Source organism: Curtobacterium sp. VKM Ac-1376, from assembly GCF_015351025.1.
Classification (GTDB): Bacteria; Actinomycetota; Actinomycetes; order Actinomycetales; family Microbacteriaceae; genus Curtobacterium.
Genome location: NZ_JADKRV010000010.1, coordinates 22,585 through 35,298, shown reverse-complemented (window position 1 = coordinate 35,298; position 12,714 = coordinate 22,585). Strand labels below are relative to the sequence as shown.

14 protein-coding genes are annotated in these 12,714 nt (G+C 69.5%); 8 read left to right on the top strand and 6 right to left on the bottom strand.

Annotated elements, in window-relative coordinates:
• Positions 1-29: 29 nt before the first annotated feature.
• From lysS to ITJ56_RS12365, 5 genes are all read left to right on the top strand, one after another.
• Entirely contained in the window at positions 30-1,556 is a 1,527-nt protein-coding gene (gene lysS, locus ITJ56_RS12380) for a lysine--tRNA ligase (protein ID WP_194630920.1), read from the top strand.
• 29 nt (positions 1,557-1,585) lie between these two features.
• Complete coding sequence (locus tag ITJ56_RS12375; RefSeq protein WP_194630919.1) at positions 1,586-1,789, top strand: hypothetical protein; 204 nt, start codon at positions 1,586-1,588, stop codon at positions 1,787-1,789.
• A gap of 58 nt (positions 1,790-1,847) precedes the next feature.
• Entirely contained in the window at positions 1,848-1,994 is a 147-nt protein-coding gene (locus ITJ56_RS12370; RefSeq protein WP_194630918.1) for a hypothetical protein, read from the top strand.
• A gap of 63 nt (positions 1,995-2,057) precedes the next feature.
• On the top strand, positions 2,058-2,186 hold the full coding sequence (locus ITJ56_RS18735; protein ID WP_267239042.1) for a hypothetical protein: 129 nt from the start codon (positions 2,058-2,060) through the stop codon (positions 2,184-2,186).
• Between the two features lie 352 nt (positions 2,187-2,538).
• A complete protein-coding gene (locus tag ITJ56_RS12365; RefSeq protein WP_194630917.1) occupies positions 2,539-3,597 on the top strand; it encodes a sigma-70 family RNA polymerase sigma factor in 1,059 nt (352 codons plus the stop codon).
• 136 nt (positions 3,598-3,733) lie between these two features.
• Here ITJ56_RS12365 and ITJ56_RS12360 read toward each other — a convergent pair whose 3' ends face one another.
• Positions 3,734-4,666: an NAD(+)/NADH kinase gene (locus ITJ56_RS12360; RefSeq protein ID WP_194630916.1), complete on the bottom strand. Its 933-nt coding sequence runs from the start codon at positions 4,664-4,666 to the stop codon at positions 3,734-3,736.
• Positions 4,667-4,952: 286 nt separating this feature from the next.
• Here ITJ56_RS12360 and ITJ56_RS12355 point away from each other — a divergent pair, with 286 nt between their 5' ends.
• Positions 4,953-7,475: an ATP-dependent Clp protease ATP-binding subunit gene (locus ITJ56_RS12355; protein WP_194630915.1), complete on the top strand. Its 2,523-nt coding sequence runs from the start codon at positions 4,953-4,955 to the stop codon at positions 7,473-7,475.
• A 281-nt stretch (positions 7,476-7,756) separates the two neighbouring features.
• Here ITJ56_RS12355 and ITJ56_RS12350 read toward each other — a convergent pair whose 3' ends face one another.
• The 5 genes from ITJ56_RS12350 to ITJ56_RS12330 form a co-directional block, all read right to left on the bottom strand.
• Positions 7,757-8,779, bottom strand: a complete 1,023-nt coding sequence (locus ITJ56_RS12350) for a hypothetical protein (protein WP_194630914.1) — start codon at positions 8,777-8,779, stop codon at positions 7,757-7,759.
• Positions 8,776-9,726: a hypothetical protein gene (locus ITJ56_RS12345; RefSeq protein ID WP_194630913.1), complete on the bottom strand. Its 951-nt coding sequence runs from the start codon at positions 9,724-9,726 to the stop codon at positions 8,776-8,778. Before ITJ56_RS12345 ends, ITJ56_RS12350 begins: the two co-directional genes overlap by 4 nt.
• A gap of 4 nt (positions 9,727-9,730) precedes the next feature.
• Positions 9,731-10,186 carry a hypothetical protein gene (locus tag ITJ56_RS12340; protein ID WP_194630912.1) on the bottom strand — a complete coding sequence of 152 codons (456 nt, stop codon included), beginning with the start codon at positions 10,184-10,186 and terminating at the stop codon, positions 9,731-9,733.
• On the bottom strand, positions 10,183-10,626 hold the full coding sequence (locus ITJ56_RS12335; protein WP_194630911.1) for a hypothetical protein: 444 nt from the start codon (positions 10,624-10,626) through the stop codon (positions 10,183-10,185). Before ITJ56_RS12335 ends, ITJ56_RS12340 begins: the two co-directional genes overlap by 4 nt.
• 192 nt (positions 10,627-10,818) lie before the next feature.
• On the bottom strand, positions 10,819-11,271 hold the full coding sequence (locus ITJ56_RS12330; RefSeq protein ID WP_194630910.1) for an SRPBCC family protein: 453 nt from the start codon (positions 11,269-11,271) through the stop codon (positions 10,819-10,821).
• A 98-nt stretch (positions 11,272-11,369) separates the two neighbouring features.
• Between ITJ56_RS12330 and ITJ56_RS12325 the strand changes: the two genes are divergently transcribed.
• Positions 11,370-11,912, top strand: coding sequence for an amino-acid N-acetyltransferase (locus ITJ56_RS12325; protein WP_194630909.1), 543 nt, complete (start codon positions 11,370-11,372; stop codon positions 11,910-11,912).
• Between the two features lie 64 nt (positions 11,913-11,976).
• Complete coding sequence (locus ITJ56_RS12320) at positions 11,977-12,648, top strand: hypothetical protein (protein WP_194630908.1); 672 nt, start codon at positions 11,977-11,979, stop codon at positions 12,646-12,648.
• The last annotated feature ends 66 nt before the right edge of the window (positions 12,649-12,714 follow it).

Genomic DNA, 12,714 nt, shown 5'->3' with positions numbered 1-12,714 from the left:
ACCCCCACGACCATCGGAGCCGCACCCGCATGACCGACGAGACCGTCACCCCCGACACCGCGATCGCCGACGCCGCCGCACTGGCCGAGCAGGAGACCAGCGAGCAGCGACAGGTCCGGCTCGACAAGCGGGCGAAGATGCTCGAGTCCGGCATCGAGGCGTACCCCGCCGAGCTCCCCATCAGCACGACGATCCCAGCCGTGCGCGAGCAGTACGCGCACCTGGAGACCGGCGAGGAGACGCAGGACGTCGTCGGCATCGCGGGCCGCGTCGTGTTCTCGCGCAACACCGGCAAGCTCTGCTTCGCATCCCTGCAGTCCGGTGACGGCTCCCGGATCCAGGCGATGGTGTCCCTGGCCGAGGTGGGGGAGGAGTCCCTCGCCCGCTGGAAGGAGTTCGTCGACCTCGGCGACCACGTGTTCGTGCACGGCCGTGTGATCTCCTCGCGCCGGGGCGAGCTGTCGATCATGGTCGACGACTGGGCGATCGCGGCGAAGGCGATCCTGCCGCTGCCGAACCTGCACAACGAGCTCAACGAGGAGACGCGGGTCCGCCAGCGCTACCTCGACCTCATCGTCCGCGACGAAGCGCGCGCCACCGTCCGAGCCCGCGCCGCGGTGATGACGTCGCTCCGCCAGACCTTCACCTCGCACGAGTACCTCGAGGTCGAGACCCCGATGCTGCAGACCCAGCACGGCGGTGCCTCGGCCCGACCGTTCGTGACGCACTCGAACGCCTTCGACACCGAGCTGTTCCTGCGCATCGCACCCGAGCTGTTCCTGAAGCGCGCCGTCGTCGGCGGCATCGACCGCGTGTTCGAGATCAACCGGAACTTCCGCAACGAGGGCGCCGACTCGTCGCACTCGCCCGAGTTCGCGATGGTCGAGGCGTACCAGGCGTACGGCAACTACGAGCAGATGGCCGACCTGACGCAGGAGCTCGTGCAGAACGCGACCCGTGCGGTGACCGGCGGGTCGCTCGAGGTCACCCTGCCCGACGGCAGCGTGTACGACCTCGGTGGCGAATGGCCCCGCATCGACATGTACGGCTCGCTGTCCGAGGCCGCCGGGCGGGAGATCACCCCGGAGACCCCGCTGTCCGAGCTGCAGGCGCTCGCCGAAGCCGAGGGCGTCGAGGTGGCCCACGCCACGCACGGCAAGTACGTCGAGGAGCTGTGGGAGCACTTCGTCATCGACTCGCTCGACCGCCCGACCTTCGTCATGAACTTCCCGGTCGACACCTCGCCGCTCACCCGACAGCACCGCACCCGTCCGGGCATCGTCGAGAAGTGGGACCTGTACATCCGCGGCTTCGAGCTGGCCACGGCGTACTCCGAGCTCGTCGACCCGGTCGTGCAGCGCGAGCGGTTCGTCGAGCAGGCGAAGCTCGCGGCCGGCGGTGACCCCGAGGCGATGCGCGTCGACGAGGAGTTCCTGCGGGCCCTGGAGCACGCGATGCCGCCGTCTGGCGGCATGGGCATGGGGATCGACCGGCTGCTGATGGCCATCACGGGCCTCGGCATCCGCGAGACGATCCTCTTCCCGCTGGTGAAGTAGCCGTCGGTTCCCCGGGGTACCATGCTCCGGTGCCTGAAGGAGTCGTAAGCGGGATCGTCTTCGCCCTGACGCCGACCATCGTCGTCGGCCTGATCTTCTGGTTCGTGATGCGCGCGATCATGCGTGCCGACCGGACCGAGCGTGCCGCGTACGCCAAGGTCGAGGCCGAGGAACGCGCCCGCTTCGAGCGTGAGCACGGCTACCCCGCGCCGGCTCCGACGTCCGCCGAGTAGCCGCCAGCGCACGTTCCACTTCACCCCGCGTTCACCACGTGGTGTGAGTCTGTCGCGCATGCCGACCTTCCCGGAGCCCGTCGACGACCTCGACGACCTCGACCTGGAGGACGCCTTCGGGCACCCGGTGTCCGTCGTGCGCGCGTCGCCCCGTGATCGTCCCGGCGTCGATGACGACGGCGACGTCGACGACCTCGACGTCTGAGCGCCGACGCCCCGTCACGCACCGTTCACCTCGCCGACGCGTGCCGGGGTGAGCATCGTCCGCATGACAACCACACCCTTCACCGGCCGCAGCCTCGTCGGTGACATCGAGAGCGAGTACGACGAGTTCGACCGGGACGCCGACCTCGAGGTGTCCAAGCGCCGGGACGGGTGGCTCGAACCCTCCTGGTGACCCCCACCCATTCGGTATTCGGGGTACGACGACCAGATCGGACAGATCGGGTCGGACGTACCCCTTTCGCATGTCCGCAGGACGCACTGCTGCGGGGTACATGGTGCGAAACGCCGACGAAACACCCCTGCAACGCCGGAAACATCACGTCATGCGCTTGATCTGCGGCGGTGTGGGGGACGAGACTGCCGGTGGGCTGTACCCCGCGGGGGACGGTTTGGATGACGAAGCACGGAGATCCCTGAGAATCGCTCCGAACGATTTGTGGGGTACACCTCCCGACCGCTTTACTCATCAGCACCCCCGGCAACACCCCACGAAGCCATCACCGTCGAACGCAGGGAGAAACACCATGACGATCGCAACGGCTGCACCCAGCACCACCCGCCGCACTGCCACGAAGAAGGCATCGGCATCGAAGACCGCGACCGCCGAGTCCGCCACCACCTCCCTCGACACCGAGGTCGAGGCCGACGAGCAGCTCGCCGGTGTCCGCGGCGCCTCCGTCGACCAGGTCGGCGACTACCTGCGTCACATCGGCCGCCTCTCGCTCCTCACCGCCGAGGAGGAAGCGCAGATCGCCCGTCGCATCGAGGTCGGGCTCTTCGCCGAGGAGAAGCTCGCAACCGAGAAGGGCCTGCCGAAGACCCTGCAGCGTGAACTCCGCTGGCTCGTCCGTGACGGCGAGCGCGCCAAGGAGCGGATGATCACCTCGAACCTCCGCCTGGTCGTCAGCATCGCCAAGCGCTACTCGCAGCGCGGCCTGCCGTTCATGGACGTCATCCAGGAGGGCAACCTCGGCCTGGTCCGCGCCGTCGAGAAGTTCGACTTCACGCAGGGCTACAAGTTCTCGACGTACGCCACGTGGTGGATCCGCCAGGCGATCTCGCGTGGTCTCGCCGACAAGGCCCGCACGATCCGCATCCCGGTGCACACCGTCGAGCTGATCAACAAGATCTCGCGCACCGAGCGTGACCTGACCGTCGACCTCGGCCGTGCGCCGATGCCCGAAGAGGTCGCCGCCGAGCTGAGCATGAGCGTCGAGGAACTCGTCGACCTCAAGGGTCGCTCGCACGAGCCGGTCTCGATCCACACCGTCGTCGGCGACTCCGACGACAGCGAGCTGGGCGACTTCATCGAGGACGAGGACGCCGCGTCCCCGAACGAACTGACCGAGACGACGCTGCTGCACCGCGACATCCGCTCCATCGTCGCCGAGCTGCCCAGCGACGAGGCCAACGTCATCCGCATGCGCTACGGCCTGGACGACGACAAGCCGATGACCCTCGACGAGATCTCCAAGATCGTGCACACGACCCGCCAGGCCGTCAGCCGGGTGGAGTCGCGCGCCAAGCTGCGCCTGTTCGCCAAGGCGGTCTCGCAGGACATGCAGCTGTACCTGACCGACTAGGTCAGTGGACTTCCGCCGGCGCGCTCACCCGTGCCGGCGCGGGGAAACCGGGTCGTTCTGTGGGAAGACGATCCGGTGGGGTGATGGGACGGCCCGCTCGAGCACTGCTCGGGCGGGCCATTCACGTTCCCCGGCCTCACTCGTCGATTTCGCGCCCCAGCTTCTGCCGCAGGTCGTTCGGGATGAGCTCGATGAGCTGGTCGGGGCGGACCGGCAGGTCGAGCAGGCTGAGCTTCACGCGGCCCGTGCGCCCGTGCCGCTCGGCGTCCAGTCGCACGACGCTGCCGGCGTCCTTCCGCAGGCGCATGTCGATCTGGGCTCCGGTGGCGACCTCACCCACGACGAGCCCGTCGACCTCGAGCGCCGCGCTCCGGGTGCCTTCGGCGATGTCGAACCGGTAGCGCTCCCGGGCGGCGAGCACCACGGACCGGTCGATCCCGGCCATCGGCGCGACCGGGGTCACCACGGACCCGGACAGCGCGGGGGAGAGCACCGGGCCGCCAGCGGCGTAGTTGTAGGCGGTGGACCCAGCGGGGGTCGCGGCCACGATGGCGTCGGCGCGGTAGTAGCCGTACCCGAGCCCGCCGACGCTGAGGTCGGCCGAGACCTGCCCGGCCCCGGGCCGCCGGACGATGGTCAGGTCGTTGAACGCCAGGTAGTCGGTCCGTGCGCCACCCCAGGACAGCCGGGCCTCGAGTGCGTGGTGGGGTTCGAGCTGGTACTGACCGGCGGACAGTCGTTCCAACGCGACCTCGAGCTCGGGCGGCTCGATCTCGACCAGGAACCCGACGTTCCCGTAGTTCACCCCGAGCACGGGCACCGGGCGCTTGGCAACGAGTCGCATGGACCCGAGCATCGTGCCGTCACCGCCGAGCGCCACGACCAGGTCGACGCGGTCCGTGAAGTCGTCGTCCTCGACCACCTCCACCCCGCCTCCGAGGCGCTGCGCGTCCGCACGGCGGGCGAGGAGTTCGCCCCGGCCGGACGCGTTCCAGCGCTGCAGGGTCACGACGGACTCCTGCACGTTCTTGGTCGGGTGGACGACGAGGCCGACGACGGGCTGCTCCATGCTCGGATGCTACCGAGCGGACCTTCCCCGCGCGCCCTGCGTCGCGCGGTGCGGCAGGCCTGGGACGCGACCCACGAAGAGGACGGGAGGCCCGTGGCGGACCCCGCCACGGGCCTCCGATCCGTCTTCTCGTTCGCTCACTGCGCACAAGACGCACCCTGGTCACGCCCACGGCGAACAGGGGCAGCCCAGGGGCTGAGCGCTGGTTACTCTCGAAGTACTTGGCCGGAGTCACACGATTCCGGCACAGCGTCGGCTCCGCTCACGAGGGGCCAAGGGAGAGCACATGTTCGAGAGATTCACCGACCGGGCCCGTCGTGTTGTCGTCCTCGCTCAAGAAGAAGCGAAGATGCTCAACCACAACTACATCGGCACCGAGCACATCCTCCTCGGCCTCATCCACGAGGGCGAGGGCGTCGCCGCCAAGGCGCTGGAGTCGCTCGGCATCTCGCTCGATGCCGTCCGCGAGCAGGTCCAGGACATCATCGGCCAGGGCCAGCAGCAGCCGACGGGGCACATCCCGTTCACGCCGCGCGCGAAGAAGGTGCTCGAGCTGTCCCTGCGCGAGGCGCTGCAGCTCGGTCACAACTACATCGGCACCGAGCACATCCTGCTCGGCCTGATCCGCGAGGGCGAGGGTGTCGCAGCCCAGGTGCTCGTGAAGCTCGGCGCCGACCTGAACCGGGTCCGCCAGCAGGTCATCCAGCTCCTGTCCGGGTACCAGGGCAAGGAAGCCGTCGCCGTCGGAGGCGAGCAGCAGCAGAACGCGCAGCAGGGTTCGCAGGTCCTCGACCAGTTCGGTCGGAACCTCACCCAGGCGGCGCGCGACGGCAAGCTCGACCCGGTCATCGGTCGCGAGAAGGAGATGGAGCGGGTCATGCAGATCCTCTCCCGCCGCTCCAAGAACAACCCCGTCCTGATCGGTGAGCCCGGCGTCGGCAAGACCGCCGTCGTCGAGGGCCTCGCGCAGGCGATCGTCAAGGGCGACGTGCCCGAGACGCTGAAGGACAAGCAGCTCTACTCGCTCGACCTCGGGTCGCTCATCGCCGGGTCCCGCTACCGCGGAGACTTCGAGGAGCGCCTGAAGAAGGTCACGAAGGAGATCCGCACCCGCGGCGACATCATCGTCTTCATCGACGAGATCCACACCCTCGTGGGTGCGGGTGCCGCCGAGGGCGCGATCGACGCCGCCTCGATCCTCAAGCCGCTCCTCGCCCGCGGTGAGCTCCAGACCATCGGTGCCACCACGCTCGACGAGTACCGCAAGCACTTCGAGAAGGACGCCGCGCTCGAGCGTCGCTTCCAGTCGGTGCAGGTCAACGAGCCGTCGTTGCCGCACACCATCAACATCCTCAAGGGCCTCCGCGACAAGTACGAGGCGTTCCACAAGGTGTCCATCACCGACGGGGCGATCGTCTCCGCGGCGAACCTGGCGGACCGTTACGTGCAGGACCGCTTCCTGCCGGACAAGGCCATCGACCTGATCGACGAGGCCGGCGCTCGCCTGCGTCTGTCGATCCTGTCGGCGCCGCCGGAGCTCCGCGAGTTCGACGAGAAGATCTCGACGGTCCGCGGGTCGAAGGAAGCCGCCATCGAGGAGCAGGACTTCGAGAAGGCCGCGAGCCTGCGCGACGAGGAGAAGAAGCTCCTCGGCGAGCGTCTCCGCCTCGAGAAGCAGTGGCGTGCAGGTGACGTCGCCGCGTCCGGCACCGTCGACGAGGGCATCATCGCCGAGGTCCTGGCGCAGGCCACGGGCATCCCGGTGTTCAAGCTCACCGAAGAGGAGACCTCGCGTCTCGTCTTCATGGAGAAGGCCCTGCACCAGCGCGTCATCGGTCAGGAAGAGGCCATCTCGGCCCTCTCCAAGACCATCCGCCGCACCCGTGCCGGCCTGAAGGACCCGAACCGTCCCTCCGGCTCGTTCATCTTCGCCGGCCCCACGGGCGTCGGGAAGACCGAGCTCGCGAAGGCCCTCGCCGAGTTCCTGTTCGACGACGAGGGCGCACTGATCTCCCTCGACATGTCGGAGTTCGGTGAGAAGCACACCGTCTCGCGTCTGTTCGGTGCCCCTCCCGGGTTCGTCGGGTTCGAGGAGGGCGGCCAGCTCACCGAGAAGGTGCGCCGCAAGCCGTTCTCCGTGGTCCTGTTCGACGAGATCGAGAAGGCCCACCCGGACATCTTCAACTCGCTGCTGCAGGTGCTCGAGGAAGGCCGTCTCACCGACGGTCAGGGCCGCGTGGTCGACTTCAAGAACACCGTCATCATCATGACCACGAACCTCGGTTCGCAGGGAATCGCCGGTGGCCCGGTGGGCTTCCAGGTCGAGGGTGACTCGGCCGTCGGCTACGACCGCATGCGCGGCAAGGTCAACGAGGAGCTCAAGAAGCACTTCAAGCCGGAGTTCCTGAACCGTGTCGACGACACGATCGTGTTCCCGCAGCTCTCGCAGCCCGAGCTGCTGCAGATCGTGGACCTGTTCGTCAAGCGTCTGGCCGACCGTCTGCTCGACCGCGACATGACGGTGGAGCTCACGCTCCCCGCCAAGGAGCAGCTCATCAAGGTCGGGTTCGACCCGTCCCTCGGTGCTCGCCCGCTCCGCCGCGCGATGCAGCACGAGATCGAAGACCAGCTGTCCGAGCACATCCTGCAGGGTGAGCTCAACGCCGGGGACCACGTGAAGGTCGACTTCGTCGACGGTGCGTTCCACTTCGAGACCGGGCGTCAGCCGGGCCGCGAAGAGGTGCTCGCGGGCGCAGCCGCCGTCGAGGCGGCCGTGACCGACACGCCCCAGGGTGAGATCGAGTCCTAGGACCCGACGCTCCGCAGACGGGAGGCCCGGTGCCAGCTGGCACCGGGCCTCCCGTCTGTCGTTCGGCCCGCTCACGGGCCGCGTGCAGATCCGGGCAGGCCGATCTGCGCGTCGTACGTTCCCCCACCCTCGTCCGGGGGTACTGTGAGGGTCACGCGCGAGACGTTCCCCCCAACTCCTCGCGCGGTGCACTCGATCGGTTCCCCCCAACGGATCGAGTCGCAGCCGGCCCCGGTCTGTTCGCAGACCGGGGCCGTTGCGCGTTCCCGGGCGCCAGCGTCTCAGGAGCCGTCCGGCAGCCCCGCGGCGAAGTCGCGGACGGCGCTCTCCCAGCGCTCCGGGTCCTCGTTCCACTCGAGCGTGTGCGGGGCCGTCTGGAACCCGACGGACGCGGCGTGCTGCCGAGCGGTGACCGCGGCCACGTCGTCGGCGGCGACCAGGGCGTCGGCCTCGGAGTGGAGCAGGAGCGTCGGCGTCGACGAGTCCTGCCAGGCCGTGGTCGTGACCGGCTTCGGCGCCCCGGCGAGCCGGGACAGCGCCGGGGTGGTCGCGATGCGCGCTGCGACGGTGCCGACGAAGCCGGGCAGGTGCGCCGCGCGGACCGCGCCGCGGAGTGCCGAGCCGACGTCGAGCAGTGGCGAGACGCCCACGAGCCCGTCGACGTCGACGCGTGCGGCGGCGACCGAGCAGGCGAGTGCGCCAGCGGACCAGCCCTGCAGGACCACGCGCTGCACACCGCGGGCACGGGCGGCACGGACGGCGCCGACGATGCGGTCGGCGGCCTGCGGGTCGAGGGAGCGGAGCGGCAGGCCGGTGGTGTCGAGGACCTCGGACGTGGCACCGAGCGTGCGCCAGACCCCGAGGCCGCGGAGGACCTGGCGTGGGCCGAGCGACTGGCCGTGCACGTGGACCACGTGGGTCGTGGCGGCCTCGGGCTCGTCACCGGGGACGTCGTCCGGTCCGTCGTACCGCAGGGCGTCCCAGGCCCACACACCGGGCGTCACGGCGCCGGTGACGCTGCGGCGGACGGTGTCACTGTCGCTGCTGGCCCCGGTCTCCGTGCTCCCGCCGACGATGGCGCCGACCTGCACCCGGGTGCCGTCCCGCTGCAGGTCGTAGGTGCCCGGCAGCCGGGTGTCGCGGCTGGCGGCGAGCTCGACCTCGGTGTCGGTGGAACTGCGGACCGTGGCGGTCGCGGAGTACGGCGTCGGGAACAGCAGCCGCCGGGCGACGAAGGCACCGAGCCCGAGTGCGCCGACCACTCCCGCCGCGGTGCCGAGTGCGGTGATGCGTGCGCCGGTCATGAAAGCTCCCTGAGTCGTGCCGTGGTGAGCGTCGCAGCCGCTGGGACGTCCTGCCCGGCCTCGCGCGCGCGGTCTTCGATCTCGACGGAGAGCCGGTGCTGCCGGCTCCGCCACTGGCGACGCTGCCACACGATCGTGAAGTAGAGCCCGGTGTTGCCCGAGGCCCGCTCGAGTCGGAGGAGCTCCGGCTCGAGCGCACGGAACCGGACCCGGGCGTCTCGCCAGTCACGGAACTCGCGAGCGGCGTCGGGCAGCACGCCGCCCGCGGCGCCGATGGCGAGCAGGACCATGGAGCCCAGGAAGACCGGGGTGTAGAGCGTCGACAGGACTCCGACCGCGCCGTCGGCACCGGCCACGTGCACGGCGTCGAGGGCGATCGCGACGGCCGCGAGCAGCACCAGGCCGGCGGCGCCGACGACGAAGAGCCAGTACAGGCGACCGAGACCGTCGTCGCTCCGGAACCCGCGCAGCACGGCGACGGCGGACCGGGCGATGACGACCGCGATGTAGGTCATCTCGACGGCGGAGTACAGGGCGGTCGGCAGCTGGTCGCCGTAGACCGTCATGAACTGCGCCGTGGGGGTCGGTGCGTCGACCAGGCTGAACAGCACGACGAGCGCGATGAGCACGAGCACGCAGCTGGTGATCCGGCCGGGGCGCAGGAGCTTGGCGGAACGAGCGGCGGCCTCGACCGACTGCGCGAGTGCGAACAAGCCGCACACCATCAGACACCGGCCGAGCAGGTCCGCGATGTTCGGTACGTGCGTCACATCGGCGAGGAACGTGGTGACGTCGGGCTGGTTGATCGTCAGACCGACGGCGACGAAGCTGCAGCAGACCATGAGCCAGGTCACGCTCGCCGACTGGGTGCGCACCAGGAACAGCCGGACGACGAGCACCGTCAGGATGAGCCAGACCGGGATCGATCCCCAGACGTGCAGTGTCATCGCGTCACCGGAAGATCCCGGGCTGGCCTTCGGGGTCGAGCAGGCCGATCCGGAGCGCGAGCTGGTCCGCGACGAGCTCGACGGCCTGCTCGTGCGGGGTGTCGAGCGAGCGGGTGAACGCCGTCCTGCCGCTGAGCAGCCCGGTGTACGCCTGGTGGTCGCAGCCGCCGTCGTCCATGAACACGTGGGCGAGCTCGTGCAGCACGCAGGCCACCCGGGAGCGCTCGGACAGGCCGGGCCGGGTCTCGAGCAGGGCGTGGTCGGTGCGCTGGATGAGCCGCGCGGACAGGTCGCCGGGTAGTTCGGTGGTGCGCACGTGGATCGGCTTCCCGAGGGCGGCCTCGGCGCGGGCCGTCAGCTCCGGCAGGGACAGTCGGCGGGGGAGGCCGAGGCGCTGCACGCGGCGACGGGCCTCGGCCTGCCGGCGGAGGGCGCCGAAGCGGTCCCGGTACCCGCTCACGGTGTGGTGCCCGACTCGTCCAGCCGGCGCAGGTGCTCGGTGAAGTCGCGGATCTCGTCGGCCGAGGCGAACTCGCCCAGGCGACGGGTGGCGAACGCGACCACCTCGCGCTTGCGGAGTTCGAGCACGAGTTCCAGCTGCGCCTGCACCCGCTCCGGCACGTCCGTGTTGCCCGCGGCGTCCGTCAGGTACTCGGCCGGCACGCCGAAGTACGACGCGAGGGCCGCGAGGAGGCGCGGGTCTCGCACGGCGGGCCCGTTGCCGCCGAGCATGTACCCCCAACGCGGTCGGCTCATCGACGCACCCTGCGCCTCGACCTCGGCGGCGATCTCCTTGTACGGCGGTCGCTGGCCGGAGTTCGCCTCGACGACGTCCATCAGGAGCTGCAGCTTGCGCGACAGTTCCCGTCGGTGCGCGTCGTCGTCGTTGTACTCGATCACGTGTCCCCACTCTCACATCTGTCTCAGACATGATAAAACTGAACCAGCGCGGCGGCCGGTGTCACCACTCTGCCAGGCTCGCGCTCGCTCGTCAGGTCGGCATTTCGATGGGGGGATGCCGAACGGGGGAACGACGGACGGGAGGCGCGGTGCCCGCTGGCACCGCGCCTCCCGTCCGTCGTGGGGTGCCGACTACGCCTGCACGTCGCCGCGCCAGCCCGGCTGGGTCGGTGCGTTCTCGACGCGCTCCTTGTAGTTCTGCAGGTCCTTCTTGACGGCGTGGCCGCCGACGCCGACGGCGGAGCCGAGCTTCTCGAGGATGCCGGAGGGCTCCCAGTCGATCTGCACGGTCACACGCGTCTCGGCGTCCGAGAGCTTGTGGAAGGTCACGACGCCGGCGTGCTCGGTCTCGCCGTCCTTGACGGTCCACGCGACTCGCTCGTCGGGGTGCTGCTCGGTGATCAGGGCGCGGAACTCACGAACCTGGCCGGCGACCTTCACGGTCCAGTCGGTGGTCTTGTCGTCGACCTGGACGATCTTCTCGACCTCGTCGAGGAAGTGCGGGAACTCCTCGAAACGGGTCCACTGGTCGTAGGCCTGGCGGACGGGGACGTTGACGTCGACGGTTTCGATGATCTGAGGCATGCACCGGACGGTAGGCCGCTCGACCTGGGCGGCACTCAGCGGGGCTGTCCCCCTGTGGTGCTGTTCTCGCCTGTTGGCTGCGCAGTAGTGTGGTGCGGATGACAGAGCACGGGAAGCACGCGTTCCACGAGCGTGACGAGCACGGGATCCTCGTGCGTCCGGCGCTCGCCTCGGACGTCCCGCACATCCAGCGGCTCATCGCCCCCTACGTCGACCGGCGCATCCTGCTCGGCAAGGAGAACGTCGCCCTGTACGGCTCGATCCAGCAGTTCCGGATCGCCGAAGGGCCCGACGGCACCCCCATCGGGTGCGGCGCGCTCGCCGTCTTCTGGGACGACATCGCCGAGGTGCGAACGCTCGCCCTGGACGAGCAGTGGATCCACAAGCGCGTCGGGCACCGGATGCTCGAAGCCCTGGAGCACGACGCTCGCGAACTCGGTGTCGCCCGGATCTTCTGCCTGACCTTCGAGGTCGATTTCTTCGCGAAGCACGGGTACCTGGAGATCGGCGAGAGCGTCGTCCCGCCCGAGGTCTACGCCGAACTGGTCCGCTCGTCGGACGAAGGGGTCGCGGAGTTCCTCGACCTGGCCCGGGTCAAGCCGAACACCCTCGGGAACACCCGCATGCTGAAGATCCTCTGACGCTTTCTCGTCGTGCCCGGCGGGGTTGCCGCTCGCGACTCGTGGCGTTGTCTACCCTGTCCGCATGTCGTCGTTGCGTCACCCCGTCGGGCCCGAGAAGCCGGTCGTCTACTGGCGGCGTCGGGTCCTCGTGCTCGGGGTGCTCACGATCATCGTGCTCGTCGTCGTGCTCATCGTCGTCGGGCGAGGAAGCGGGGCGACGTCCGCGGCGCCGACTTCGTCGGCGTCTGCTGGTGCTGGTTCGGCTGCTGGTTCTGGTTCTCCGGGGTCCGATGCGCCGAAGCCGTCCGCCTCTGCTTCAGCTTCGGCTTCGAAGTCCGCTGCCGCCGGAGGATCGACCTGCACGAAGGACCAGATCGTCCTGACCCCCGTGCTCGACAAGCAGGCCTACGGGCCCACCGAGGACCCGGAGATCGCGATGTCGATCAAGAACTCCGGCACGAACTCCTGCCACCTGGACCTCGGGTCGGCGCAGCAGGTGCTGACCATCAGCTCGGGCGAGGAGCAGTACTGGTCGTCGAAGGACTGCCAGACCGGTGGCACGAACCAGGACGTCACGATCAAGGCCGGTCAGACGCTGACGACCCCCGCGATCGCCTGGGACCGGACCCGCTCGTCCACGTCGACGTGCGACTCGTCACGGCCCGCGGTCACCGCCGGGGGAGCCAGCTACCACCTGCAGGTGGGGGTCGGGAACCTGGAGTCGAAGCGCTCGGTGCAGTTCATCCTGCAGTAGTCGGTCGGCGCGGCGTGCCGGTTGCGGCTGCGTGGTTCCGGTCCGTTCGGCCGGGAACAGCAACAG

Excerpts from the sequence above, each read along its gene's own strand:
- ITJ56_RS12370 (WP_194630918.1), top strand. The coding sequence starts at position 1,848 with ATGCCGACCTTCCCGGAGCCCGTCGACGACCTCGACGACCTCGACCTG.
- ITJ56_RS12330 (WP_194630910.1), bottom strand. The coding sequence starts at position 11,271 with ATGCCTCAGATCATCGAAACCGTCGACGTCAACGTCCCCGTCCGCCAG.
- ITJ56_RS12365 (WP_194630917.1), top strand. The coding sequence starts at position 2,539 with ATGACGATCGCAACGGCTGCACCCAGCACCACCCGCCGCACTGCCACG.
- ITJ56_RS12320 (WP_194630908.1), top strand. The coding sequence starts at position 11,977 with ATGTCGTCGTTGCGTCACCCCGTCGGGCCCGAGAAGCCGGTCGTCTAC.
- ITJ56_RS12325 (WP_194630909.1), top strand. The coding sequence starts at position 11,370 with ATGACAGAGCACGGGAAGCACGCGTTCCACGAGCGTGACGAGCACGGG.
- ITJ56_RS12345 (WP_194630913.1), bottom strand. The coding sequence starts at position 9,726 with ATGACACTGCACGTCTGGGGATCGATCCCGGTCTGGCTCATCCTGACG.
- lysS (WP_194630920.1), top strand. The coding sequence starts at position 30 with ATGACCGACGAGACCGTCACCCCCGACACCGCGATCGCCGACGCCGCC.
- ITJ56_RS18735 (WP_267239042.1), top strand. The coding sequence starts at position 2,058 with ATGACAACCACACCCTTCACCGGCCGCAGCCTCGTCGGTGACATCGAG.
- ITJ56_RS12350 (WP_194630914.1), bottom strand. The coding sequence starts at position 8,779 with ATGACCGGCGCACGCATCACCGCACTCGGCACCGCGGCGGGAGTGGTC.
- ITJ56_RS12360 (WP_194630916.1), bottom strand. The coding sequence starts at position 4,666 with ATGGAGCAGCCCGTCGTCGGCCTCGTCGTCCACCCGACCAAGAACGTG.
- ITJ56_RS12355 (WP_194630915.1), top strand. The coding sequence starts at position 4,953 with ATGTTCGAGAGATTCACCGACCGGGCCCGTCGTGTTGTCGTCCTCGCT.